Below are 24,985 nucleotides of genomic sequence, written 5' to 3'. Positions count from 1 at the left end.
GCCGGACGCTGACTAGCGGTCAGGGCGCGGCAGCTCACCCGAACAGGTGAAGCACAGGGTAGATCTGAGTATGTGTCACATCAACGGACCGTCGGACGGGCATACGTAGCTCGGCATACAGCCTGTCAGCACACAATCGATCCGGTGGAGTAGCCATGCCCGCCCCCTGCCGCCGCGCCCTGGCCGCCTCCGCCGCCCTGGCGGCGGCCCTCGGCACCCCCCTGCCCGCTCTCGCCGCCGCCGGCCCCGGCCTGGTCCGGGCGCCGATGGTGGCCACCTCCCCTCACCTGACCGGTCCGCACGGCCCGGTCGCCCAGGGGACCAGCACCAACTGGTCCGGCTACGCCGCGACCGGTGCCAAGTTCACCAGCGTCAGCGCGAGCTGGGTCCAGCCCGCCGGACAGTGCGGCAGCACAGACACCTGGTCCAGCTTCTGGGTCGGCCTGGACGGGGACGGCAGCGACTCGGTCGAGCAGACCGGCAGCGAGGTCGACTGCTCCGGCGGCTCCCCGCAGTACTACTCCTGGTACGAGATGTACCCGGCCTACCCGGTCAGCTACAACGACCCGGTGGCGGCGGGCGACCACTTCACCGCCTCGGTCACCGAGTCCGGCAGCGGCTCCTTCACCCTGAAGCTCTCGGACACCACCCAGGGCTGGAGCCACACCATCCACAAGACCCTGCACAACCCCGCGCTGGCCTCCGCCGAGATCATCGCCGAGGCGCCGTCCACCGCGAGCGGGCCGCTGCCGCTGACCGACTTCGGCCAGGTGCAGTTCAGCGACGCCAGCGCCAACGGCAAGCCGATCGGGAGCTTCGACCCCGAGAACATCACCATGGCCGAGCACGACGGCACCACCCTGGCGACCACCTCCGCGCTGACCACGCAGAACGCCTTCTCGGTGGCCTGGCAGCACAGCTGAGCACCGCGCACCGCGCACCGCGCACCGCGCCGAACGCACGCGGGCCCGCCGGTCACCGACCGGCGGGCCCGCGGCGTCGTGGCGCCCGGATGGTTCAGGGGGCTTCAGACGAGGGCAGGCTGGTTGATCAGGTGGTCGACCAGGGCGAGCAGCACGTCCCGCCCGAACGGCCGCGAGCGCGCGTCCCCGATCAGCAGCGGCACCTGGGGGTCCAGGTCCAGCGCGGCTCGGATCTCGGCAGATGCGCGGCTGTTGACCCCGTCGAAGCAGTTGATCGCCACCACGAACGGGATCTGTCGGCTCTCGAAGAAGTCGATCGAGGCGAAGCTGCTCTCCAGTCGCCGGGTGTCGGCGATCACCACCCCGCCCAGCGCGCCGTTCACCAGGTCGTTCCACATGAACCAGAAGCGCTCCTGGCCCGGGGTGCCGAAGAGGTAGACCACCAGCTCGGGGCCGATGGTGATCCGGCCGAAGTCGAGCGCGACGGTGGTGGTGTCCTTGGAGTCCACCCCGTCCAGGAAGTCGACGCCGACGCTGGCCCGGGTCAGGTACTCCTCGGTGCGCAGCGGGGCGACCTCGCTGACCGAGCCCACCAGCGTGGTCTTGCCGACGCCGAAGCCGCCCGCGATCAGGATCTTTACGGCGGCCGGAGCCGCCTGACTGTCAGTCATCTCTAGAGTCTCCGCAGTCCTTCACGTACGGCGTTCAACAGGCCGATGTCCACGCCCCCGCTGGCCCGTGCCACCGAGATCGGGGCGCGGGCGACCAGCAGGCCCTGGGCGATCAGGTCGCCGAGCAGGATCTTGGTCACCGAGACCGGCAGGTCCAGATCGGCCGCGAGCTCGGCGACCGCCGCCGGCTGCCGCAGGCAGCGGGCCATGATCACCCGGTGCTCGGGCTGCAGCCGCCGGCTCGCCTGGTCGGCGCCGCGCGACACCGCCGAGAGCACGGTGATCAGGGTCAGGTCGTCGCGCTCGGGCGCGGTGCGGCCACGGGTGATGGTGTACGGGCGGACCATGGACTCCGCGCCGTCGTCACCGATCTCCGCCTCCAGCTCCTGCCAGCGCGGGGTCACCCGACACCCCTGATCGGGGTGCTGAGCTTCTGGCCGACCTGCTGCACCAGCGTGTGCATGGCCAGCGACATCACCTCGGCGTCCACCGACTGGGAGGCGATCACGGCCAGGTGGGTGCCCTGCCCGGCCGCGGTGATGAAGAGCCACAACTCGGCCAGCTCCACGATCACCTGGTGCACCGAACCACCGCCGAAGAGGGTGCCGACCCCGCGGGCCAGGCTCTGCTGACCGGTGGCGACCGCCGCCAGCCGCTCGGCGTCCGCCCGGTCGATCCCGCGCGACTTGCTGACCACCAGGCCGTCGTCGGAGAGCAGTACGGCGTGTCTGGTCCCGGCCACCGAGTCGACCAACCCGTCCAGCAGCCAGTCCAGATCCTGATGGGTGGCGGTGGTGCGCGTCATGACGGGTCCTCACTGGTCGGGATAGGGGTCAGCTCCCCGGTGCTTTCGTCACCGAGGCGGGCGGCGCGCGAGCGGCGCTGGAAGGCCCCGATCGCGGCACCGGATCGGGTGGGGGCGGGGGGCGGCACCTCAGCCGGGTCACCAGGGGTCGGGCCTTGGTCCGCCGAGGTGGGCGGGATGCGCAGCTCGGCGGCCAGGCTGGCCTGGCGGACCCGCTGCGGGAGCGGGGGCTGCACGGTCTCGGCCGTCCGTTCGTGGTCGGTGGCGGAGGCCGCCCAGGACGGACGGACCGCGGGGGCGGACTCGGGCGCGGGCACCGGGGCGGACGCGGGCGCGGCGGCCGGCGGCAGGGGCTGCCGCACCGCGGCCGGCTCGGCGGGCAGAGTGCGGCCGCGGACCCGGGAGGGCAGCGCGCCGGCCTCCACCAGCACCGGCTCCAGCACCGGTCCGCTGGTGACCAGCTCGCCCGGGATCAGCACCACCGCGCGGGTGCCGCCGAACGCCGAGGCGCGGAACTCCACCCGCAGACCCAGCGTGTCGGCCAGTCGGGCGACCACGTAGAGGCCGAGCCGGATGTCCTCGGCCTGCGCCAGCACGTCCAGTCGCGGCGGGCGGCGCATCAGTCCGTTGGCGGCGTCCAACTGCTCGGTCTCCATGCCGAGCCCGCGGTCCTCGATCTCCACCGCCAGACCCCGGCCGACCATCGCGGCCCGCACCTCGACCGGTGTGGGCGGCTTGGAGAAGGCCGCGGCGTTCTCCATCAGCTCGGCCAGCACGTGCACCACCGGGCCGACCGCGCGCTCGGAGAGCCACGGGGTGCCCTCGATGTCGATCAGGATCCGCCGGTAGTCCTGCACCTCGCCCTGGGCGGCGCGCAGCACGTCCAGCAGCGGGACCGGCTTGCGCCAGCGGCGCTGGGGCTGACCGCCGGCCAGGATGACCAGGTTCTCCTCGTAACGGCGCAGGCGGGCGGTGAGGTGGTCGAGGTCGAAGAGGCCTTCGAGCACCTCGGGGTCCTCGTGCTTGCGCTCCATCTCGTCCAGCGTCTTGAGCTGGAGGCCGATCAGCAGCTGGGTGCGGCGGGCGATGCGCTGCAGCAACCGCTCGAAGCCGCGGTGCTGCTCGGCCTGGCCGACGGCGGCGGTGACGGCGCTGTGCCGGGCCAGGTCGAGCGCCTGGCCGAGCCGGCTGAGCTCGTCGCCGCCGGCCGGATCGGCGCTGACCTCCCGGCTCCCCTGCTCCGGTGCCACCTGCTCGCCGCGTCCGAGCCGGTCCACCAGCTCCGGCAGGGTGCGTTCGAGCTCGACGGCCTGGCCCTGCAGGTCCACGATCCGGCGGCGCAGCGAGCGGGTCAGCCGCCAGGAGGTGATGATCACGGCGATCACGGCGATCAGGCCGATGACGCTGGTCAGCACCACCCGCAGCAGCAGCGTCCTGACGGCGCTCTTGCCGGTGGCGACCACCGAGTCGGAGCGGGTCTGCAGCAGCGAGACCAACTGCGGGGTGGCCAGGTCGACGGACTGGCGCCACTGGGCCTGCACGGGTGGCAGCGGGATGGTCCCGTCGGCGTTGGCCGCGGCGGGCTTCAGCACCATCAGCTGCTCGATGCCGACCTTGGTCTGCCAGGCCGAGCCGTTGGTCAACTGCTGCGCGGCGGCGGCCTCCTTCGGAGGCAGGAACGGCAGGATCTCGCTCTTGTAGAGGAGGGCCTGGGCGCCGATCAACTGCTGTACCGAAGCGAGGTCCAGCGCCGAGAGCTTGCCGCTGGGCCAGCCGCGGGCCAGGATCGCGTCCTCGCGGGAGATCGTCTCCTCGGCCCAGAACTCCTGGACCAGGACCCGCGAGATGTAGCTGACCTCGCCGTTGTCCACGTGGCCGATCGCGGTCAGCAGTGCGAGGTCGTCGCTGATCGCGTCCGTGTAGTAGGAGAACGTGGTCTCCTGGTCCGTCTTCCCCTGGTCCACGGCGGTGCGCTGCTGGGCGAGCCGACCCAGCGCGGTGCGGGTGGTGTCGAGGGCACCGCGCACCTCGGTGGAGGCGTTGGAGTCGGTGACCTTCGAGAGGTTCAGGAAGGTGCGCACCGCGTCGTCGGTGCTCTGCCGCTGGCGGGCCAGCTGGTCGGTGACGCTCCCGGGCTGGGCCAGTTGCTGGGCGCTGAGCCGGCGTTCCTCCTGCAGGTTGTAGTACACGATGTTGGTGGGCTGGCCGGCCTTCTGGGCCAGCATCCCCTGCGCCGCCTGCCGCTGGAAGTCGGACAGGGTCTGTCCGGTGGTGACGGCCCAGAGCGCGGTGAGCGCGATGCTGGGCACGATCGCCAGGACCAGCAGGGCGGTCCGCAGGGTCAGGCGCGAGCGCCCGTTCTTCGACGTCTTACGCGACGTCTTTCGCAGCTTGGAGGCTCCACGCGCGCGCAGGGCATTCTCCTCGTGAGGGGCGGCGATCTGTAGCGACACGCCGTCTGTGGTACGACCTTTGACGGAGCGATACTAGTCATACTGTGTGACTCCTGGGAAAACCCGAGGCGAACCGCAGTACGGTCACCGAACGAAACTCCTGGCCAGGGCGCAACTCGGTGGACGGGTAGGCCGGGTGGTGCGGCGAATCCGGGTGGTGCTGCGTCTCCAGCGCGACCCCGGCGTAAGGCCCGTAGGCGACCCCGCTCGGCCCGCGGACCGCGCCGTGGAAGCTGTTGGCCGTGTACACCTGGACCCCCGGTTCGGTGGTGAGCACTTCCAGGCTTCGCCCAGAAACCGGGTCCTCCAGCAGCGCCGCCCGCACCGGCGGCCCGTCCTGCGGGCGCGGGCGCAGGACCCAGTTGTGGTCGTAGCCACCGGGGCCGGTCAGCTGCGGGTGCTCCTCGTGGATGCCCTTGCCGATCGGGCGCGGGGTACGGAAGTCGAACGGGGTGCCGGCCACCGGCTCGTACGGGCCGAAGGGGATCTGCCGCTCGTCCACCGGGGTGTACTCGTCGGCGTCCACGGTGAGCAGGTGGCCGAGCACGTCGCCGCTGCCCTCGCCGGCCAGGTTGACGTAGGCGTGGTTGGTCAGGTTGACGACGGTGGGCCGGGTGGTCACGGCCCGGTACTCGATGGCCAGTTCACCGCCGCCGGAGAGCAGGTAGCTGACCCAGACGTCCAGCGCCCCGGGGAAGCCCTGGTCGCCGTCGGGGCTGTGCAGGTGCAGCCGGACCCCCGCGCGCCCCTCCTCGCCGACCTGCTCGGCCTGCCACAACCGGTCGGCGAAGCCGTCCGGACCGCCGTGCAGCGTGACCCCGCCGCCGGTCGGCGCCAGCCGGTGCTCCACGCCGTCCAGGGTGACGCGGCTGTCGGCGATCCGGTTGGCGTAGCGCCCCACGGTGGCGCCGAAGTGGCGGGCCGGACCGAGCAACTCGCCCAGGTGCTCGGAGCCCAGCAGCACCTGGGCCACCGCGCCGGTGCGGTCCGGGACCCGCACGCCGTGCAGGGTGGCGCCCAGGGTGAGCACCTGCACCTCCACCGGCCCGGCCGCCAGCGTCCAACGCTCGATCGCGGCGCCGGCACCGCTGGAATCCAGCGGTGCCCGGGAGACCGTCACCGGGGGAACGGGATTCGACGCCATCTGCTGCTCCTTCGAATTCGCCTTGCGGACGGGAGGCTTGCCGATCATCGACCGCCGACCATCAGCCGCCGATCGCCAGCCTAGGACGTTTCCGGCCGCTCACCCGGGAGGCCGAGCGCGGCGCCCAGCCCCTCCGGGGTGCTGCCGGTCTTGCGCAGCACGGCGGCCAGCCGACGCTCGATCAGGGAGACGTCGACGTGCAGCCGGTCGGCGATCACTGCCTCCGACAGCCCGGCGACGGTCAGCTCGGCGACCCGCCACTCGACCTTGCTGAGCGCGTCCTGACCGGTGCTGCGCAGCCGGATGGGCCGCAACCCGGAGGCCTTGAGCTCCTCGCGGGCCCTGACCATCAGGCCGTCGGCGCTGCACTCCACGGCCAGCTCCATGCCCTGGTGCAGCTGCTCGGTGGCCTCGGCGAGCCGGCCCGCCTTGCGCAACGCGGCACCCAACTCGACCAGGACCTGGGCCTGCTCGTAGCCGACCGGGGAGCGCCCGAGCTGGCGCGCCGCCTCCCGCAGCCGCTCGACCGCCAACTGGCCCTCGACCACGGCGGCGCTGATCCGCAGCGCGGTGCCGACGGCCGAGGCGGCACCGAAGGCCTGCGCCCTGGCCAGCCCCTCGTCGGCCAGCTCGCGGGCCCGCTCCGGGTCCGCGGGCAGCACGGCGAGGGCGAGGTTGCCGAGCCAGGGCGCCCAGATGGTGTTGTGCCAACCGCGCTCGGCCAGTCGACCGCCGACCTCGGTGAACACCTCGGCGGCGCCCTCGTGGTCCTGCCGGGCCAGCAGCAGCTTGCCGTAGAGGGTGGCCGCGTCCGGCAGCACCATCGCGGTGGGGTGGTAGGGCGGGGCGAAGGCGTAGTCGGTGGCCAACTTCCAGGCCTCCTCGGTCCGGCCGCGGGCCAGCAGGGTGTCGGCCAGCACCCCGACCGCGTCCCACTGCAGCGGCAGGCCGGGGCCCAGCCCCTTGGCGACCCGCAGCGCCTTGCGCAGCAGTTCCTCCGCCTCGGCCAGCGCGCCGCGCCGGAACTGCGCCAGGCCCATCAGGAAGTGGGCGAAGCCGAGGTGGCCACCGCCCCAGCCCGCCACCTCGAAGGTCATGATCGCCTCCTCGAAGAGCTTCTCGGCGCGGTCCAGGCGGTCGGCGTAGACGTAGGTGAGGCCGATGATGCCCGGCAGCTCCAGGCCCCACATGGTGCTGGTCCACTCCAGGCCCTCGGAGAGCCTGCCCTCCGGGGTCAGCACCGAGTCGACCAGGACCAGCGCCTCGGCGGCGCTCTCGCCCCGCAGCGTCAGGTCCCAGGCCAGCAGCGCCCGGGCTGCGCGGGCGTAGACGTCGTCACCGGGCAGTTCGGCGCAGAGCGCGGCCAGCCGGGCCGAGCGGCCGGGGCCGTCGTCCTCCTCGCGCTGGAAGGCGGCCCAGATGAAGTGCGCCACCTGCAGCCTGGTGCGCCCGGGCCCCGGCGGGGTCCGCTCGGCCTCCGCCAGGGTGACCTCGGCGGCCTCCACCAGACGGCCGCTGTGGGCCAGCACCTCGGAGAGCCGGAAGGTGGCGTCCACCCGCAGGTCGGCGCGCAGGCCCTTGGTGTCCAGAGCCAGCCGCAGCTGGTTGACGGTGCTGACCGGGTCGGTGAGCAGCGTCGCGCAGCCGAGTTCGTAGATCACCTCGGCCCGGTCCTCGTCCTCCGGTGGCTCGGCGAGCGCCCGGTCCAAGCAGCGCACGGCCGCCTCCGGGGCGCCGACGGCCAGGTGCTCGTCGGCCGCCCGGCGCAGCTTGGCGACCACCTCGGGATCGCCCTCGGCATGGGTCTCCAGCAGGTGCCGGGAGGACTCCACCAGCGGGCGGCCGGCGTTCTCCAGCTCGACGGCGGCCTTGCCGTGCATGGCGGTGCGCATGCCCGGCCGGATCGACTTGTAGAGCGCGGTGGCCAGCAGCGGGTGGACGAACTCCAGCGGGCCCTCGGCCGGACCGTTGAGCACCTGGTGGCGGCGCAGCTCGGCGATCGCCTCGGCCGCGGCCGAGGGGGCCAGGCCGGTGATCCGGGTGGCCACCGGGATCGCGATCTGGGTGCCGAGCAGTGCCGCGGCCTGGGCGAAGTTGAAGGTGTTGACGGTGAGCTTGGTCAACCAGTATTCGCGGTCCATGCCCTGGGCCTCGGCGGCCAGGTCGTGCAGTAACGGGACGTTCTCGTGCACCGGGTCGATGCCGCTCTCGCGGACCTTGGCGAGCAGTGCGTTGACCAGGAACGGGTTGCCGTTGGTGACCGCCCAGACCTGGCGGCAGAAGGAGTCCTCGGCGGTCTCCGGGAAGACCTCGCGCACCAGCTTCTCGACCGGCGCCGGCTGCAGGCCCTTGAACTCCAGGTGGCGGTGCGCGTTGGCGGCCACCAGCGTACGGAACGCCTGGGCCTGTTCGGGCAGTTCGTTCGAGCGCCAGGCGATGGCCAGCAGCACCGGCAGCTCCGGGCAGCTCTTCGCGAAGGACTCCAGCCAGCTGAGCGACTCGTGGTCGGCCCACTGCAGGTCGTCCACCAGCATCACCAGCGGGGCCTTGCGGATGGCCAGTTGGGTGACCACGTAGTCGAGGCCGTCACGCACGCTCTGCGGGTCCGGCGCCTTGCCGCCGGGCGGCAGCAGGCCGATCGCGGGGCCGGCCACGGGCCACCAGTCGCCGAGCAGTGCCCGCTGCTCCTCGCCGCTCAGCCGCAGCAGCTCGGGCCGCAGCAACTGGCGCAGCAGGTAGAACGGCTCGTTGACGCGCTGCTCGCCGGCCCGGCCGTTGAGCACGGTCAGGCCCCGCGTCCCCGCGAGCTTCCGTACCTGCTGGAGCATGCTGGTCTTGCCGAGGCCGGCGGTGCCGCTGTAGAGCAGCACCGAGCCGAGCTGGTACCCGCCGGCCGCGAAGTCCCGGCACAGGGAGTCGATCGCCGTCCTGGCGGCGCCGATCGCGCTCTCCCGCTCGTAGAGTCGCGGGAGCTCCGGGGTCTCGTCCGCTCCCGGCCCGCTCTCCTGCCGGCTCTCCTGCCCGCTCTCCGGCCCGCTCGCCGGCCCGCTCGCCCGTTCGGTCACCGTCGGTCCCCTCCACCTCGCCACCAGCTGGTCCTGCCGTGAGGCTATCGCCGGGAGGGGCGCTCGCGCCGGGCTTCACGCAGGTAGAACAGCCGCGCATGGTTCAAGCGCAGATGCCATGGGCAATTGCTGCGACAGTCAGGCCATCTGATGGTGTGATCGGATACCCTACGGGCCGGGGAGACCCAGGGGATCATGGTAGACCGTTGCAGCACCTGTACAGCCGGCCCTCACCCCCCGGGAGCCCGATGTCCGACGCGACGACCCTCGACGTGCCCTACCCCCACCGCCGCAACCCGCACCGCCCGAACGCCGAATCCCAGCACGGGCGCTGGCTGACCGAGCACCGGATGCTCGGCAGCGCGCTGACCCCCGAGGCCTACGCCCGGTGGGACGTCCCCGACCTGGCCGCCCTCAGCTATCCGGACTGCACGGCCGAGGAGTTGGCGCTCGCCACCGACCTCATGGGGTTCTACTTCCTCTTCGACGACCAGTTCGACGGACCGCTCGGCCGCCGACCCGCCGAGGTCGCGGTGCTCTGCGACCGGCTGACCGGCGTGCTGCACGGCACGCCCGCCCCGGCGGACACCCCGTGCGCCGCGGCCTTCGAGGACCTCTGGCAGCGGATCAGCCGCGGGATGTCAGCGCGCTGGCGGGCCCGGGCCACCTACAACTGGGAGAGCTACTTCGCCAGCCACCCCGCCGAGGCGGCCGGCCGGCGCGGCGGCCAGCCCCCGGACCGGGAGACCTATCTGATCCTGCGCCGGGGAACGGCCGCGATGGAGTCGGTGCTCGACATGGTGGAGCGGCTGGGCCGGTTCGAGGTGGCCCCCGCCGCCTTCCACAGCCCGCCGCTCAAGCAGCTGCGCCAACTGGCCGCCGACATACCCTCGCTGAGCAATGACATCCGCTCCTATCCGCAGGAGGCACCCCGCGGTGACGTGAACAACCTGGTCATGATCGTGCAGCGGGAGCGCGGCTGCTCGCTGGAGGAGGCCGGCTCGGTGGTGCTCGCCGAGGCCCAGCTGATGGTCGACCGCTACGCCCGGCTGGTGGACGAACTGCCGCGCACCTACCGGGAACTGGAGCTCGGACCGGACCAGAGCCGGACCGCGCAGCGCTACGCGGACGGCCTGACCGCCTGGCTCTCGGGCTATCTGAGCTGGGAGAGCGGCACCGGCCGGTACCGGCCCGAGCAGCCCGGGCCCGAGCAGCCCGGACCCGAGTGATCCCTGGTGATCGGCGTGGCACACACGGTAGCCGAGCGGCCGAAGCAAGGCTAGGGTGCGCAGAGCACGTCACCTTTCGGGCCACCCTGCCGAGGAGAAACCGGACTTGACGATCTACCAGCCTCCCACCAGCTTCAAGTCCCGCTACGAGAACTGGATCGGCGGCGCCTGGGTGCCGCCGGTCCGGGGCCAGTACTTCGAGAACCCGACCCCGGTCACCGGCCAGGTCTTCTGCGAGGTCGCCCGCTCCACCGCCGCCGACATCGAGCTGGCTCTGGACGCGGCGCACGCCGCCGCGCCCGCCTTCGGCCGCACCTCCCCCGCCGAGCGCGCCCAGTTGCTCAACGCGATAGCCGACCGGATGGCCGCCAACCTCGAACTCCTCGCGGTCGCCGAGAGCTGGGAGAACGGCAAGCCGGTGCGCGAGGCACTGGCCGCGGACATCCCGCTGGCCATCGACCACCTGCGGTACTTCGCGGGCGCGATCCGGGCCCAGGAGGGCGGCCTCTCGCAGATCGACGAGGACACCGTCGCCTACCACTTCCACGAGCCGCTGGGCGTGGTCGGCCAGATCATCCCGTGGAACTTCCCGATCCTGATGGCGATCTGGAAGCTGGCCCCGGCGCTGGCGGCCGGCAACGCGGTGGTGCTCAAGCCCGCCGAGCAGACCCCGGCCTCGATCCTGGTGCTGATCGAGCTGATCGCCGACCTGCTGCCGCCCGGCGTGGTCAACGTGGTCAGCGGCTTCGGCGTGGAGGCGGGCAAGCCGCTGGCCTCCAGCAGCCGGATCCGCAAGATCGCCTTCACCGGCGAGACCACCACCGGCCGCCTGATCATGCAGTACGCCAGCGCCAACCTGATCCCGGTCAGCCTGGAGCTGGGCGGCAAGAGCCCCAACCTCTTCTTCGCCGACGTGGCGGCCGAGCGGGACGCCTTCTACGACAAGGCACTCGAGGGCTTCGCCATGTTCGCCCTGAACCAGGGCGAGGTCTGCACCTGTCCCAGCCGGGCGCTGATCCAGTCCTCGATCTACGACCGCTTCCTGGGCGACGGCCTGGAGCGGGTGCGCGCGATCAAGCAGGGCAACCCGCTGGACACCGAGACCATGGTGGGCGCGCAGGCCAGCAACGACCAGTTGGAGAAGATCCTCTCCTACATCGACATCGGCCAGGCCGAGGGTGCCAAGGTGCTGGCCGGCGGCGAGCGGGTGGACCTGGGCGGCGAGTTGGCCGGCGGCTACTACGTGGCGCCGACCGTCTTCGAGGGCGACAACGGGATGCGGATCTTCCAGGAGGAGATCTTCGGCCCGGTCGTCGCGGTGACCCGGTTCGACGGCTTCGAGGACGCGATCGAGATCGCCAACGACACGCTCTACGGGCTGGGCGCGGGCGTCTGGAGCCGGGACGGCTCGACCGCCTACCGGGCCGGGCGGGCGATCCAGGCGGGCCGGGTGTGGACGAACGCCTACCACCTGTACCCGGCCCACGCGGCCTTCGGCGGCTACAAGAACTCCGGCATCGGCCGGGAGAATCACCAGATGATGCTGGAGCACTACCAGCAGACCAAGAACCTGCTGGTCAGCTACTCGCCGCAGGCGCTGGGGTTCTTCTGATGGGGCTTCTTCCCGTGGGGCTTCTTCCCGTGGACGGGGAACGCTGATGCCCAGGGTCGCGGTGACCGCGGCGGCGGCCGAGCTGCTGCGCGACTTGGCAGCCGAGCACGGTCCGCTGATGTTCCATCAGTCGGGCGGCTGCTGCGACGGCTCGGCGCCGATGTGCTACCCCGCCGGGGAGTTCCTCACCTCGGCGGGCGACGTGCGGCTCGGTGAACTGGCCGTGGCCGGGCTCGCCGAGCCGGTCGCGGTCTGGATGGCGCGCGACCAGTTCGCCTACTGGTCGCACACCCACCTGACCATCGACGTGGTGCCCGGCCGGGGCAGCGGCTTCTCGCTGGAGTCGCCGACCGGGCAGCGCTTCCTGACCCGCTCGCGACTGCTCACCGACGCCGAGGCGGCGGAGGCGGCGGAGGTGGCCGCAGTGGCGCAGGCCGCGGCGGCAACTGAGGAGGCGGCTGAGGCGGACCAGGCCAGGTGACCGGGCCGGCCACGCCGGCCGGGCCGGCCTCGGCTCAGCCCATCGCCGGGAGCAGCGCGGCCGCCACCTTCGACAGGTCCGGATAGCTCCCCGAGCTGTTGTCGGCGTGCACCGAGACCATCAGGTCGCCGCGCCGCACCAGCAGGTTCTCCTGTCCGGTGTACGGGCCCTGGGGCGCCACCCGGACCAGCACCGCCTCGTCCCCGAGGCCGCCGGCCGGCGCGGCGAAAACGTCCACCGTGACGGCCCCGGCCTGCTGCATCGCGGTGAACGACTGGCAGGTCGTGCTGGTGCTCTTCCGGACCTCCGCGAGGACCTTGGCCGCGTCACCGGGCGGATAGGCGTACAGGCCCACCCCCGCGGGGGAGTTGCCGTTGTTCAGCGGTTCGGTCGCGCCGGCGACGCTGTAGCTGCCCGCCAGATCGAGCCCCTTGGCGTTCAGGTAGTCGCAGGTCCCGGCGCCCACGAGCGAGGGGGCCGGAGTCGCGGCGGCCGCCGGACCGCTGTCGTGCTCGTCGTTGTCGTCGGCCACCCACCCGCTGGGCAGCGCGGTACCGGACACCCCGGGGACCGCCGCACCGGCGCGGGTCGGCAGCAGCGTCTTCAGGTAACTCCCGGTCGGATGCTGGGCGTCGCCCGCCGCGCCGGTCGGCGCCACCGGAGTCGACGGCACGGACGACGCCGAGGGCGGGGGCGCCGCCGGGCTCGACGGGTTGCCCGGAACGGAGCCGGTCGGAACGGAGCCGGTCGGCGCACTCACCGCCGCGGACGGTTTCGCCGCGCCGTCCGAGCAGCCGGCCAGGACCATCCCCACCGCCAACCCCCCGACCAGCAGACCCATCCCGCGTACCGACTTCAGCAAGCCAACCACCCCTCCCTGTATCGGCGTCCGGGCCCTGTGGTCCCTACTCCACCACAGCCCCCGCCTCCCTCATAGCCCTAACGGAGGCGGCCGCGCCCGGCGTTCACCCCCGGTTCACTCCCAGGCAGCCGCGGACCGCGGCGATCAGCCCCCGGGAGCGGATGTCCCCGGTCACCCCCGGCTGCATGCCGCAGGTGACGTAGCCGAAGCCGATCCCCAGCTCGGGGTCGGCGAAGCCCAGCGCGCCGCCGCGCCCGGGGTGCCCGAAAGCCGCCGGCGAGGACATCGGCGAGGTCGAGCTGTGCCGGAAGTAGCCGTGCCCGAAGCGCGAGTTGACGATCAGTACCCGGTCGGGGCCGTCCGAGGCGGAGCCGACCGCCTCGGCCAGCGTCCCGGCCGTGAAGAGGGCCGGCAGCGGCTGCCCGGGCGGGCCGCTGTGCCGGTCGGCGGCGCCGATCAGCGCCGCGTAGAAGCGGGCCACCGATCGGGCCGTGCCGATCCCGTTGGCGCCGGGGATCTCGGCGGCCTGCGCGGCCGGGTCGTTCAGGTCCAGCGCCGGGCGCACCACGCCGAAGGCGCGCGCGGTCAGCGAGGCCTGGTCCTGGTAGGCCTCGGTGACCGAGCGCTTGGGCCGCAGCCGTAGCCCGCCGGCCGGGGCGGCGGCCGGGGGCGCGGGCAGGTCCACCAGCCGGCCGACCCGCGGCGCGGCCCCGGTGGGCAGCCCGATCCACAGGTCCAGGCCGAGCGGCTGGGCGATCTCCTCGGCGAAGTAGCGGCCCACCGTGCGCCCGCTCACCCGCCGCACCACCTCGCCGACCAGCCAGCCGAAGGTGTACGGGTGGTAGCCGTGCGCGCTGCCCGGCTCCCAGGCGGGCGCCTGCGCGGCGACCGCGGCCACCGCGGGCTCCCAGGCCAGCACGTCCTCCACCCGCAGCGGCACGTCCAGGGCCGGCAGCCCGGCCCGGTGCGAGAGCAGCCAGCGCACCTGGATCCGCTCCTTGCCCGCCGCCTTGAACTCGGGCCAGTACTCGGCCACGGGCGCGTCCAGGTCGAGTTGCCCGCGCTGGGCGAGCAGCAGCGCGGTGGCCGCCGTGCAGCCCTTGGTCACCGAGCGCAGCACCTGAGCGGTGTCCGCCGTCCAGGCCACCGCCGGCGCCGGGCGCCCGCCGACCTCGGGGCGTGCGTCCCCGCCCCACAGGTCCACCACCTTGCGGCCGCGCACGTAGAGCGCGAAGGCCGCGCCGAGCTCGCCGTAGTCCTGGAAGTTGCGCTCGAAGGCCGCCCGCACCGGCTCGTAGCCATCGGCCGTCTCGCCCCAGATCTCCACCACCGCGCGCCGCCTCCGCTGCTGAATCCACCATTCCGATTCTCGGTCGAAGACTAGCTCGGTCGATGACTAGTCTGATCATCATGAGCAACCCCACCGAAGAGCTGCTGGACGTGGTCGACACGCAGGACCGCGTGCTGCGCACCGCGACCCGGGACGAGGTCTACCGCGACCGGCTCACCCACCGCTGCGCGATGGTGCTGGTCCGCGACGCCGAGGGGCGGATCTTCACCCACCGCCGCTCGCCGGACAAGACCTACGGCCCCGGCACCTACGACGTCTTCGTCGGCGGTGTGGTCGGCGCGGGCGAGAGCTACGCCGAGGCCGCCGTGCGGGAGGCCGAGGAGGAGCTCGGGGTGCGCGGGATCAGCACCGAGCCGCTCTTCCGCTTCCTCTTCGAGACGCCCGACTACTCCTGGTTCTGCGACGTGCACCAGGCCCGCTGGACCGGCCCGGTGTCGCCGCAGGTCGAGGAGATCGACTGGCACGGCTGGCTCACCGAGGCGGAGATCGCCGAGCGGCTGGCCGACGGTGAGTGGACCTTCGTGCCGGACGGTCGCGAGGCCTACCGGCGCTTCCTGCTGGCCCGCGGCTGATCCGGCTGCTCCAGCTGATCCAGCAGGCCGGCAGACCGGCAGACCGGCAGACAGGCAGGCAGGCAGGCCGGCAGGCCCTGGTCAGGTGCGGTCGCCCTCCGCCTCGGTCGGCTCCCACTCCGGATGCTCGCGCACCGCCCAGTGCCGCTCCACCCACCCGGTGCGCATGCCGAGGCGGGCCTCCGGGTCGCCGAACGCCATGTAGAGGTGCCCGGCGACCACGACGCCGATGGCCAGCGCCAGCCAGTCGTGCACGAAGGTGGCCCCGGTCCGCCAGCCGATCGACGTGAGGTGGGTGAACCACATCAGCAGCCCGGTGCCGAGCATCACCAGCACGGCGCCCGCGATCCAGCCCGCGAAGAGCTTCTGCCCGGCGTTGAACTTGCCCGCCCGGCGGCCCCGTCGGCGGCGGCGCAGCGCGGCCGCCAGCCAGGCCCGGTCGTAGGGCAGGAAGCGGTTCAGCCGACCCAGGTCCCGGCGCAGCGCCCGCGAGAGGAGGCCGAGCAGCAGCGGCACCGGCAGCAGCAGCCCCGACCACTCGTGCACCAGCACGACCAGGCGGCGGCGGCCCACCAGCACGGCCAGCTCCGGCAGGTAGAGGCAGGCGGCGGTGGCGATGCAGACCATCATCAGGGTCGCGGTGCAGCGGTGCACCCAGCGCTCGGCGCGGGTGAAGCGGGGCAGCCGGCCCTCCCCGGGGGCCGGGTCAATCGGTCGGGGCATCGTCGCGCCCGTTGGACTTGCCGACCCAGGCGTCGATGTCATACCCGTAGTTCTCCCAGTAGCCCGCCTCGACGGAGGGGGTGAGCGTGATGCCGGACAGCCACTTGGCCGACTTGTAGAAGTACATCGGCGCCACGTACAGCCGCACCGGGCCGCCGTGGTCGTGGGTCACCGGCTTGTCCTGCATCTTCAGCGCCACCAGCACGTCGTCGCGCCGCGCCTGCTCCAGCGTGAGGCTCTCGGTGTAGCTGCCGTCGAAGCAGGTGAAGTGCACGGCGGTGGCGCCCTTGCCGACCCCCGCCGCCTCCAGCAGGTCCGCCAGCCTGACGCCTTCGAACGGCGTCTTGGGCACCCGCCAGCCGGTCACGCACTGCACGTCGTGCACGATCCGCACCTGCGGCAGCGCCTGCAGCTGGGCCAGGGTGTAGCTGGCCGGGCGGTCCACCAGGCCGTCGACGGTCAGCCGGTAGTCGGCCGCCGTCTTCGTCGGCACCGCGCCGGTCACCGAGTAGTACTCGAAGCTGCCGGTGTCGGGCAGCAGGCCGGTCAGCCCGGTCGGGTCCTGCTTCGCGATCCCGGAGAGCAGCGAGTTGACCGTCTGGGAGAGCGCGGGCCCGGCGGCCACACCCGCGGCGCCCAGCCCGAGCATCCCGAGCACCACACGTCGGCCGACCGGCGTGCCGCGGGTCGGAGGGTTGTCGTTCACGAGCCCATTGTCGTCCGCTGCGCCGGCGCACGGACAGGGGCCGGGCCCGGCCGTCAGACTTTCGTCATCTCCCCGACCGGACCTCGCCGGCACGGCCGGGTCCGGCACCCGGGCCCGGCACCTGCGGCCCCACCCGCACGCGCATCCGCATCCGCACCCGCACCGAGCCGCTGGTCCGGACCACCCCGCACCGACCCGACCGGATCCGAACCGGACTGGATAGGGTGACGCCCATGTCCCCGTCCGCCGCGAAGCCGGCCGCCGCGTCCGCCGCCCGATCAGCCGGCCCCGCCGCCAAGGCCCAACCGCGGCGGCGGCTGAGCGTCGACGAGCGGCGCGAGCAGCTGATCGCCGTCGCCCTGGAGCTGTTCAGCGCCCGGCCGCCGGAGGAGGTGTCGATCGACGACATCGCGGCGGCGGCCGGCGCCTCCCGGCCGCTGGTCTACCACTACTTCCCCGGCAAGCAGGCGATCTACGAGGAGTCGCTGCGCCGGGCCGGGCAGGAGCTGGCCGGGCGCTTCGAGGAGCCGGCCGCCGGACCGCTCTCCGAGCGGCTGGCCCGGGTGATGGACCGGTACCTGGACTTCGTCGCCTCGCACGGCCCCGGCTTCGCGGCCCTGCTGCGCGGCGGCTCGGTGGCGGCCAGCCCGGGCACGAACGCGGTGATCGACGAGGTCCGGCAGGCCGCGCACGACCAGATCCTCAGCCACCTCGCGCTGCCCGATCCGAGCGCGGCCCTGCGGCTGACCGTCCGGTGCTGGATCGCCAACGCCGAGATCAGCTCGCTGGCCTGGCTGGCCGACCGGCAGCGGCCACCGCGCGAGGAGGTCCGGCTGCGCCTGGTGCAGGACTTCGTGGCGGCCCTGGTGGTCACCGCCGCCCGCGAACCGGCGCTCGCCGCCGCCCTGCCCGGCTATCTCGCCGACGAGCGCCCGGACACCCCCACCGGCACCCTGGTCCACTCCCTCGCGGGCCTGCTGGCCGTCCCAGGCCTGGCCGGGACCCTCGGCGGCCTCGCGGCCGGCCTGCCCGGCCCCGCCCCCAGCGCCGGGTAGCGCGCGGCGGACGCGGGTGCGACCTGGGGCGGGACCGGCCGACGGGCGCGGTCTGATACAACAGCGGAGCAGACGGATCAGCACAACGGAACGATCGAACGGGGGCTGCGGAGCATGACGCAGGACGGCCACGGGGGGCTCACCGGAGCGGCGGTGGCGACGGCCGCCGAACGCATCTCCGCCTCGCTCGACTCACTCGCCGAGGCACTGCTCGGCCCGGACGTCGCCCGGCACGCACCGAGCACCCTGTTCAGCGGCCCACCCGCCGCCCGGCTCTTCGAAACCTGGCTCACCCGCACCGGCCACGGCCGACTGGCCCGCTCCGGCCGCGGCACCCTGGTCTCCTGCGCCCCGGCGGCTCCGGCCGCCGCCACCGCCGGCACCGTCGAGCGGCTGCTCGCGCACTACGGTCACGGGCCGGTGCGCGGGGTGGCCCAGGCCCCGAGCGCGGCCGCCTTCCAGCTGCCGGTCAGCGCGGAGCCCTCGGCCGCCCGGCTGCGCCCGGCCTTCGCCGCACCGCTGGCCGAACTCGCCGCCGGGCGCCAGACCCTGGGCCCGGCCGAACTGCCCACCGGCAGCGGGGTGGAGGTCCGCTTCACCGTCCCCGCGGCCTTCCACGCGCTGACGGTGCGCGGCGCCGACGAGGCCTGGGCCGAGCAGCTGGGCGAGGTGTCGGAGGAGCTGTTCGCCGCCGCCGGCCCCACCGCCCGCCGGGACTGGGCCCTGCTCAACGCGGCGCTGCTGGACGACAGTACGGCGGCCGGCGTGCGGTTCGCCGCCGTGGCAGCGGTACGGGTGGACGGGCGGCCGAGCAACGCCTCGCTGGTCGTCGCGCTGCACCAGGACCGCACCCCGATTGCCGAACTCGCCGCCGAGCTGGCCACCTCCCGCCCGCAGGCCGAGGTGTGGACGGTGATCCTGCCCTCCGGCCCGGCCGTGGTGCTGGTGCAGGGGCGCACCGGCGCGGTGCCGGCCCCGCTCGCCGAGGACGGCAACCGGCGCTGGGTGGTCTCCTCGGTGGTGCAGGCCTTCCTGCCGTTGCCGGACGGCGCCTCGCTGCTGAGCGTGCAGCTGGGGACGGCGCACGGCGAGGACTGGGAGCTGTACGCGACGGTCTTCGCCGAGCTGCTGCGGAGCGTCGAGCTCGGCTGGGACGGGGTGCCCGCACCCGCCGCCGCGGCACGGCCGGCGCCGATGCCCCCGGCACCCGCACCCGCACCCGCACCCGCACCCGCACAAGTCGCGGTGACACCGGTGGCCCCGCCCGCCACCGCGCCGGTAGTCGCGCCGCTGCCTGCGCCGCTCCCCGTGCCACCCCCGCCGCCGTTGCCCCCGGCACCGCCGAGCACGCCGCCCGCGCAGCCCGTCCCCGCGCCCGCCGCCGCACCGGCCGCCGCCGACGCTGCCGCGACGCCCCCGGCCGCCAGGAAGGGCACCCCGGTCAACGTCCCACCGCCGGACTTCGACCCCTTCGCCCCCCAGACCGAACCCGCGCCCGCCCCCGCACCGGCCGCCGCACCAGCCGCCGTCCCAGCCCCGGCCGCCGCCGAACCCGCGCCCGCGCCCGTCCCGCAGCCGCTCGATCCCTTCGGCACGGTGATGAAGAATCAGCCCGCGGACCCCTTCGGCACGGTGGCCCGCCCCAGCGCGCCCGTCGCCGCCCCGCCACCGAGCGCGCCCCCCGCGACCGCCACCGCACCGCCCGGCAAGGGCACCCCGGTCAACGTCCCGCCGCCGGACTTCGACCCCTTCGCCCCCCAGACCGAACCCGCGTCCGCCCCCGCACCGGCCGCCGAGGCCGCGGCCGTCCCGGCCCCCGGCAAGGGCACTCCGGTCAACGTCCCCCCACCGGACTTCGACCCCTTCGCCCCCGCCAACGCCGCCCCGGCCGCAGCCCCGGCTCCCACCAGCGGTTCAAGCTCTGCTTCAGCGGCTTCCAAGCCCGATCCGTTCTCCTAGCCCCAGGTAGCCGCTGACGGGGCGTCACCATCGGTCGACCCCGGGGTCCCCCACACCCCGCCGACCGATCGGGCCTCCCCCATGCCCGACGCCTCGTCAGCCGCGCTACCGGTCGGCCCCGGTCTCAGGTGGTCAGCAGCACACCCGCGTACGACACCCCCGCCACCACCACCCAGGAAGCCAGCCCGAGCAGCGCCAGCCGGCCTCCGGTGCGGACCATGGTGCGCAGGTTCACCGCCGCCCCGAGCCCGAACAGCGCGGCCGCCAGCACGAGTTGCTGCAGCTGGTCAGCGGCGTTCAGCTCCCCGGCCCCGAGCAGGCCGGTGCTGCGCAGCACGATCATCGCCAGGAACCCGGCCACGAAGAGCGGCAGCAGCGGCACCCGCGCGGCCCCGACCGGTCGCGGCCCCCGGGAGCGGCGGGCCGCGATCCCGACCCCCGCGACCAGCGGGGCCAGCAGCGCCACCCGCATCAGCTTGACCAGCACCGCCTCACGCAGCGCGACCGGCCCGGCGGTCTGTGCGGTGGCGACCACCTGACCCACGTCGTGGACGCTGGCACCGACCCAGCGGCCGAACTGCGCGCCGTCCAGACCGAGCGGGGCGTGCAGCAACGGCAGCACGGCGATCGCCAGCGTGCCGCAGAGGGTGACCAGCGCCACCGAGCCGGCGATGTCCTCCTCCTCACTGCCGGCCACCTGGCTGACCGCGCCGATCGCCGAGGCGCCGCAGATCGAGTAGCCGGTGGCGACCAGCAGCGGCTGGTCACCGGGCAGGCCCATCCGCCGGCCCAGCCAGTAGGTGCCGCCGAAGGTGGCGGCGACCACGGTGAGCACCATCGCCACGGTGGCCCAGCCGAGCCCGGCCACGTCGGAGACGCTGAGCTTGAGGCCGAGCAGCACCACGCCGACCCGCATCAAGCGCTTGCCGGCCAGCGCCAGTCCGGGCTTGGCCACGCCCTGGGCCAGTCGGCGGGTGGCGGGGAGTTGGGCGGCCCCGATGCCGAGCAGCACCGAGGCGGTCAGCATCGGCACGGCGGGCACCACCCGGTGCACCCCGATCGCCAGCAGCACGCCGGTGGCCGCCATCGACAGGCCCGGCAGGGCGGCGGGCGGGCGCGGGCGGAGCGGGCGCCGGTCGAGCCAGGCGGCCGCCGGGCGGTGCTGAACGCGGGTCAGTGCCATCTGCCGCTCTCGTCCTGCGAGCACTCGTAGACCCGGCGGATGCTGGAGCCCAGGCGCAGCACGTTCGCGCCGTAGACGTGGATCGAGATCGCGGTGCCGGTACAGGAGTTGCGCACCTCGTGGATGTCGCCGGGCGGGGCGAAGCCGCAGACCGAGCCGAGCGGGTTCACCACGTCCTCGGTGGGGACCAGTTGGGCAGCGCTGCCCCCGGGCACCAGCCGGTAGCGGCGCTCGCTCTCCTCGCCCTGGTGGACGCCCGCCACGCACCAGGAGACGTGGTCGTGGATCGCGGTGCGCTGGCCCGGCAGCCAGACCAGCGCGACCACCGAGAAGCTGCCGTCGGCCTCGGCGTGCAGCACGTGCTGGCGGTAGTGGTCGGGGTCGCCCTCGCACTGCTCGGGGGTCAGTAACGCCGGGTCACCGAGGTGGTCGCGCAGTGCCTCGGCGATCAGGTGGGCCGTCAGCTCGGGCGGCAGGCCGCGCGCCACCACGGCGCGCACCTGGGCGATCAGGGCGGCTGCGAGCGGGGTGATGCGCGCGCCCTCGGTACGGGCGGTGGTGGTCAGTGTCATGTCCGGCAGCTTCCGGCCGGTCGGGCCGCCGCGTCCAAGGAGCGCTGCTTGGCGACCCCCTAGCTCCGCTTATCGGTCCCAGCAGTCACCCCTGTCTCAGCACCGGTGGCTCTCAGCAGCCCACCCGGGCGGCGGCCGCCGCGCGCAGCCCGTCCAGCACCAGCTCGGTGGCCGGCAGCGGCAGGTGCTCGCGCAGCACGTAGGCGCAGACCTGGCGGCGGACGTGCGGCTCCAGCGCCCGGCCTGTCACCTTGCGGTGGTTGAGGAAGGAGAGGACCAGCGAGGGCGCCACCGCCAGGCCGACCCCGGCGGCCACCAGGCTCTGCAGCGCGAGGTTGTCGTCGGTGGTGAAGACGATGTCCGGGTCGAAGCCCTGCTCGGCGCAGATGTGCAGGAAGTTGGCCCGGCAGCGCGGACAGCCCGCGATCCAGCGGGCCTGGGCCAGCTCGGCCAGCCGCACCGCGTGCCGGCGGGCCAGCGGGTGGCCGACCGGCAGCAGCACCGTCAGCAGGTCCTCCATCAACCGGACCTCCACCAGTTCGGGCGGCAGCTCGGCACGCATCCCGGGGTAGCTGAAGGAGAGCGCGATGTCGCACTCGCCGGCCAGCAGCTTGTGCAGTGACTCGGGTGGCTCGGCCTCCAGCAGTTCCACCCGCACGCCGGGGTGCTCGGCCAGCAGCGCGGCCATCGCCTCGGGTATCAGGGTGGCGTTGGCGCTCGGGAAGGCGCAGACCCGCACCCGGCCGGCCCGCAGCCGGGCCAGGGCCTGGAGCTGCTGCTGGGCGGCGCCGAGGTTCTCCAGGATCACCCCCGCGTGCCGGGCCAGCGTCTCGCCCGCCTCGGTCAGCTTCATCCGGCGCCCGTCGCGGGTGAAGAGCGGCACGCCGGCCTCGCGCTCCAGGGCGCGGATCTGCTGGGTGACAGCCGGCTGGGTGTAGCCGAGGGAGCGCGCGGCCGCGGTGAACGAGCCGGTGCTGACCACCTCGTGAAAGGTCCGGATGTGTCGGGAATCCAGCATCCGAGAATCATAAGCAGAAGTTGGGGAAAATTGACCTGCGCGTAGTAGCGGTGATCACTTCCCCGATGCTCAGGCCCGTGCGGCCCGCCGACGGACCGCTGCCGGGCCTGAGGCGGCGCCGCTGCCGGGCCTGAGCCGGCGCCGCTGCCCTGCCCCAGCCCTGCCGCCGCTGCCCTGCCGTTGCCGGCGCCTACCGGCTATCGCGCCGGCCCTTGACGAGGTAGCCGAGCACGCCGCCGATCAGCAGCGTCGCGGCGAGCGCGATCCACAGCGGCGAGGTCACGGTGAAGACCCAGAACTGGATCCTGACACTGTTCAGGTTCGCCAGCAGGAACCAGAGCGCGAGCCCGGCCACCACCACGCCGACGATCAGTCTGGTGGGGATTCCGGCGATCTCACTCTGCTTCGCCTTCTGGCCGGCGAACGGGCGCTCCGAGTTCCTGGTCACACCGGCAGTCTGCGCGCCGAGCCGGTCCCGGCCACCGCGAGCCACCGCCGACTGGCCCGGACGGCGTACCCGTTGTCCCCCGCCGGGGTGGCCGGCGGGGCCTCCGGCACCGAATGCGGCGATGCGGGAACACCCCTGTGCCCCAGTTGGTTGACCCACCGGCAGAATCAGGACAAACCGAAGGGCACACCAGAGCTCGTGAGCACCATTCCGACGATCACCCTGAACAACGGCGTCGCCATCCCGCAGCTCGGCTTCGGCGTCTGGCAGGTCCCCGAGGAGGAGGCCGCCGCCGCCGTGCGCACGGCCATCGAGACCGGGTACCGGAGCATCGACACGGCCGCCATCTACGAGAACGAGACCGGCACCGGCCTGGGCATCCGGCAGGCCGGCGTGCCGCGCTCGGAGCTCTTCATCACCACCAAGCTGTGGAACAGCGGCACCCGCGACTGGACCGGCCAGGCCGGCCGGGATGCCGTGCTGACCGAGTTCGACGCCTCGCTGGCCAAGCTCGGCCTGGAGACCCTCGACCTCTACCTGATCCACTGGCCGCGCCCGATGCACGGCAGCTACGCGAATGTCTGGCAGGGGCTGGAGGAGCTGCTCGCCTCCGGCCGGGTCAAGGCGGTCGGCGTCTCCAACTTCGGCCAGGCCGAGCTGACCCGCCTCTTCGAGACCACCTCGATCGTGCCGGCGCTCAACCAGGTCGAGCTGCACCCGCACTTCCCGCAGCGCGAGCTGCGCGCCTTCCACGCCGAGCACGGCATCGCCACCGAGGCGTGGAGCCCGCTGGGCCAGGGCAAGGGCCTGCTCACCGACCCGGTGCTGGCCAAGGTCGCCGCCAAGCACGGGCGCACCACCGCCCAGGTGGTGCTCCGCTGGCACCTGCAGAGCGGCGTCATCGCGATCCCGAAGTCGGTCACCCCGTCCCGGATCGCGGAGAACTTCGACGTGACCGGCTTCGAGCTGGACGCCGAGGACCTCGCCGCGATCGCGGGCATCGAGACCGGTCAGCGGCTGGGCCCGGACCCGGTCCACTTCGACTGGAACTGAGTCACCACTGGTCGCGAGTCAATTCGTGACCGGTGAACTGTTGGCTCCCGCCCACTGGACGGGAGCCAACAGTTATGCGGGACGCATCGGAATTCCCAGTCGATTGCCAGGAATTTCCGGGCGAATCGTTACGCCACCGGCCCGAGTCGAGCCGCCTTGGCCAGCAGGATCACCGCCTGCTGGTGTTCTGCCGGGTCCAACGGTTCGAGCAGCAACTGCTCCACCCGCGCCACTCCGGCGGCGGCGCTGTGCAGCAGCTCCTGACCGGTGGGCGAGAGCGAGAGCAGGTTGCGCCGCCCGTCCGAGGGGTCCCGCCGACGCAGCACCAGACCGCGCCGCACCAGCCGGGAGACCATCTCGGCCATCGTCGCCTTGTCCAGTGAGGCCAGCTCGCCGACCGTCCGCTGGTCGGCTCCCGGCTCGCTCTCCAAGGCATCGAGCACCGCGAACTGAGGAGCCGTCAGCTCCGAGCCGACGTGCTCGGACCAGAGCTTGGTATGGACCTGCTGGCCCACCCGGATCAGATAGCCGACCGCACGCTGCGCATCGAGCAGCGGGCGGGTGTCGGTCAGCGCGGCCACCGCGGCCGGCTCCAACTTGGCTATCTTGGCCAGAAAACGGACCAGTTCGAGCTGCTCATCGGCCGTCAGCGGCTCGAACAGGGTGCGCTGGACGCGCACCACACCGCCGGTGGCCTCGCGGACCGCCTGGGCCCCGCTCTGTGAGAGCGCGAGCAGTTTGCGCCGGCCGTCCGCCGGATCGCGGCGACGCAGCACCAGGCCACGCCGCACCAGCCGAGCGACCATCTCGGCCATCGTCGCCTTGTCCAGTGAGGCTCGTTCGCCCACCGTGCGCTGGTCAGCGCCCGGTTCGAGGGCAAGAGCGAGCAGCACGGCGAACTGGGGAGCCGTCAATTCGGCTCCCACATGTTCGGACCACAGCCTGGTATGCACCTGCTGTGCCACGCGAATGAGGTGACCGGGCGACTGCTGCAGTCGTCCGGGCACACGGGTCGTCGGGATCTCCCCCAGCACCATGAATCCGTCCTGATGTCACACCCGGCGCGCTGTGGGACGCCCGGGCGGGGCAGTAGCGGCGTG

The 24,985-nt window shown here is 73.3% G+C and carries 23 protein-coding genes; 8 read left to right on the top strand and 15 right to left on the bottom strand.

Annotation, left to right across the window (positions count from 1 at the left end):
* Positions 1–155: 155 nt before the first annotated feature.
* Positions 156–923: a G1 family glutamic endopeptidase gene (locus OG455_RS34970; protein WP_266300299.1), complete on the top strand. Its 768-nt coding sequence runs from the start codon at positions 156–158 to the stop codon at positions 921–923.
* A gap of 104 nt (positions 924–1,027) precedes the next feature.
* Here OG455_RS34970 and OG455_RS34965 read toward each other — a convergent pair whose 3' ends face one another.
* The 6 genes from OG455_RS34965 to OG455_RS34940 all read right to left on the bottom strand — a co-directional run bounded on the left by OG455_RS34965 (position 1,028) and on the right by OG455_RS34940 (position 9,061).
* Complete coding sequence (locus OG455_RS34965; protein ID WP_266300298.1) at positions 1,028–1,594, bottom strand: ATP/GTP-binding protein; 567 nt, start codon at positions 1,592–1,594, stop codon at positions 1,028–1,030.
* A 2-nt stretch (positions 1,595–1,596) separates the two neighbouring features.
* A complete protein-coding gene (locus tag OG455_RS34960) occupies positions 1,597–1,941 on the bottom strand; it encodes a DUF742 domain-containing protein (RefSeq protein WP_266301068.1) in 345 nt (114 codons plus the stop codon).
* Positions 1,942–1,994: 53 nt separating this feature from the next.
* Positions 1,995–2,399 carry a roadblock/LC7 domain-containing protein gene (locus OG455_RS34955; RefSeq protein WP_266300297.1) on the bottom strand — a complete coding sequence of 135 codons (405 nt, stop codon included), beginning with the start codon at positions 2,397–2,399 and terminating at the stop codon, positions 1,995–1,997.
* The gene (locus OG455_RS34950) at positions 2,396–4,852 is read right to left on the bottom strand and encodes a nitrate- and nitrite sensing domain-containing protein (RefSeq protein WP_266300296.1); all 2,457 of its coding nucleotides are present in this window, start codon (positions 4,850–4,852) and stop codon (positions 2,396–2,398) included. Before OG455_RS34950 ends, OG455_RS34955 begins: the two co-directional genes overlap by 4 nt.
* A 37-nt stretch (positions 4,853–4,889) precedes the next feature.
* Entirely contained in the window at positions 4,890–5,996 is a 1,107-nt protein-coding gene (locus OG455_RS34945) for an aldose epimerase family protein (protein ID WP_266300295.1), read from the bottom strand.
* A gap of 80 nt (positions 5,997–6,076) precedes the next feature.
* A complete protein-coding gene (locus OG455_RS34940) occupies positions 6,077–9,061 on the bottom strand; it encodes an AAA family ATPase (protein WP_266300294.1) in 2,985 nt (994 codons plus the stop codon).
* A gap of 248 nt (positions 9,062–9,309) precedes the next feature.
* On the opposite strand from OG455_RS34940, the gene OG455_RS34935 reads away from it, so the two are divergent.
* The 3 genes from OG455_RS34935 to OG455_RS34925 all read left to right on the top strand — a co-directional run bounded on the left by OG455_RS34935 (position 9,310) and on the right by OG455_RS34925 (position 12,383).
* Positions 9,310–10,290, top strand: coding sequence for a hypothetical protein (locus tag OG455_RS34935; RefSeq protein ID WP_266300293.1), 981 nt, complete (start codon positions 9,310–9,312; stop codon positions 10,288–10,290).
* 106 nt (positions 10,291–10,396) lie between these two features.
* A complete protein-coding gene (locus OG455_RS34930) occupies positions 10,397–11,902 on the top strand; it encodes an aldehyde dehydrogenase family protein (RefSeq protein ID WP_266300292.1) in 1,506 nt (501 codons plus the stop codon).
* Positions 11,903–11,948: 46 nt separating this feature from the next.
* Positions 11,949–12,383, top strand: a complete 435-nt coding sequence (locus OG455_RS34925) for a DUF779 domain-containing protein (RefSeq protein ID WP_266300291.1) — start codon at positions 11,949–11,951, stop codon at positions 12,381–12,383.
* Positions 12,384–12,417: 34 nt separating this feature from the next.
* Here OG455_RS34925 and OG455_RS34920 read toward each other — a convergent pair whose 3' ends face one another.
* Both OG455_RS34920 and OG455_RS34915 read right to left on the bottom strand, forming a co-directional pair.
* Complete coding sequence (locus tag OG455_RS34920) at positions 12,418–13,245, bottom strand: hypothetical protein (protein WP_266300290.1); 828 nt, start codon at positions 13,243–13,245, stop codon at positions 12,418–12,420.
* A gap of 103 nt (positions 13,246–13,348) precedes the next feature.
* Positions 13,349–14,575 carry a serine hydrolase domain-containing protein gene (locus tag OG455_RS34915; RefSeq protein ID WP_266300289.1) on the bottom strand — a complete coding sequence of 409 codons (1,227 nt, stop codon included), beginning with the start codon at positions 14,573–14,575 and terminating at the stop codon, positions 13,349–13,351.
* An 80-nt stretch (positions 14,576–14,655) separates the two neighbouring features.
* Between OG455_RS34915 and OG455_RS34910 the strand changes: the two genes are divergently transcribed.
* The gene (locus tag OG455_RS34910) at positions 14,656–15,168 is read left to right on the top strand and encodes an NUDIX domain-containing protein (protein WP_266300288.1); all 513 of its coding nucleotides are present in this window, start codon (positions 14,656–14,658) and stop codon (positions 15,166–15,168) included.
* 81 nt (positions 15,169–15,249) lie between these two features.
* On the opposite strand, the gene OG455_RS34905 is transcribed toward OG455_RS34910, so the two are convergent.
* Positions 15,250–15,891: a cytochrome b/b6 domain-containing protein gene (locus OG455_RS34905; RefSeq protein WP_266300287.1), complete on the bottom strand. Its 642-nt coding sequence runs from the start codon at positions 15,889–15,891 to the stop codon at positions 15,250–15,252.
* Positions 15,875–16,540 (bottom strand): molybdopterin-dependent oxidoreductase, encoded by a 666-nt coding sequence (locus OG455_RS34900; RefSeq protein ID WP_266301067.1) that lies wholly within the window; start codon positions 16,538–16,540, stop codon positions 15,875–15,877. The genes OG455_RS34905 and OG455_RS34900 overlap by 17 nt, the downstream gene beginning before the upstream one ends.
* Positions 16,541–16,914: 374 nt before the next feature.
* On the opposite strand from OG455_RS34900, the gene OG455_RS34895 reads away from it, so the two are divergent.
* Both OG455_RS34895 and OG455_RS34890 read left to right on the top strand, forming a co-directional pair.
* Entirely contained in the window at positions 16,915–17,652 is a 738-nt protein-coding gene (locus OG455_RS34895) for a TetR/AcrR family transcriptional regulator (protein WP_266301066.1), read from the top strand.
* Between the two features lie 114 nt (positions 17,653–17,766).
* Positions 17,767–19,611 (top strand): hypothetical protein, encoded by a 1,845-nt coding sequence (locus tag OG455_RS34890; protein ID WP_266300286.1) that lies wholly within the window; start codon positions 17,767–17,769, stop codon positions 19,609–19,611.
* Between the two features lie 124 nt (positions 19,612–19,735).
* Here the strand turns inward: OG455_RS34890 and OG455_RS34885 are convergent, their stop codons facing one another.
* The 4 genes from OG455_RS34885 to OG455_RS34870 all read right to left on the bottom strand — a co-directional run bounded on the left by OG455_RS34885 (position 19,736) and on the right by OG455_RS34870 (position 22,832).
* Positions 19,736–20,794: a YeiH family protein gene (locus tag OG455_RS34885; RefSeq protein ID WP_266300285.1), complete on the bottom strand. Its 1,059-nt coding sequence runs from the start codon at positions 20,792–20,794 to the stop codon at positions 19,736–19,738.
* On the bottom strand, positions 20,785–21,366 hold the full coding sequence (locus OG455_RS34880; protein ID WP_266300284.1) for a cysteine dioxygenase family protein: 582 nt from the start codon (positions 21,364–21,366) through the stop codon (positions 20,785–20,787). Before OG455_RS34880 ends, OG455_RS34885 begins: the two co-directional genes overlap by 10 nt.
* Before the next feature lie 112 nt (positions 21,367–21,478).
* A complete protein-coding gene (locus OG455_RS34875; RefSeq protein WP_266300283.1) occupies positions 21,479–22,384 on the bottom strand; it encodes a LysR family transcriptional regulator in 906 nt (301 codons plus the stop codon).
* Between the two features lie 190 nt (positions 22,385–22,574).
* Positions 22,575–22,832, bottom strand: coding sequence for a LapA family protein (locus tag OG455_RS34870; protein ID WP_266300282.1), 258 nt, complete (start codon positions 22,830–22,832; stop codon positions 22,575–22,577).
* A gap of 198 nt (positions 22,833–23,030) precedes the next feature.
* Between OG455_RS34870 and OG455_RS34865 the strand changes: the two genes are divergently transcribed.
* The gene (locus tag OG455_RS34865) at positions 23,031–23,885 is read left to right on the top strand and encodes an aldo/keto reductase (RefSeq protein WP_266300281.1); all 855 of its coding nucleotides are present in this window, start codon (positions 23,031–23,033) and stop codon (positions 23,883–23,885) included.
* Between the two features lie 128 nt (positions 23,886–24,013).
* Here OG455_RS34865 and OG455_RS42165 read toward each other — a convergent pair whose 3' ends face one another.
* Positions 24,014–24,799, bottom strand: coding sequence for a MarR family winged helix-turn-helix transcriptional regulator (locus OG455_RS42165; RefSeq protein WP_323185624.1), 786 nt, complete (start codon positions 24,797–24,799; stop codon positions 24,014–24,016).
* Positions 24,800–24,985: the final 186 nt, after the last annotated feature.

Origin of the sequence: Kitasatospora sp. NBC_01287, assembly GCF_026340565.1 — a bacterium.
Classification (GTDB): Bacteria; Actinomycetota; Actinomycetes; order Streptomycetales; family Streptomycetaceae; genus Kitasatospora.
The sequence above is the reverse complement of the archived record's forward strand: the minus strand, read 5'-3'. Positions and strand labels throughout refer to the sequence as shown.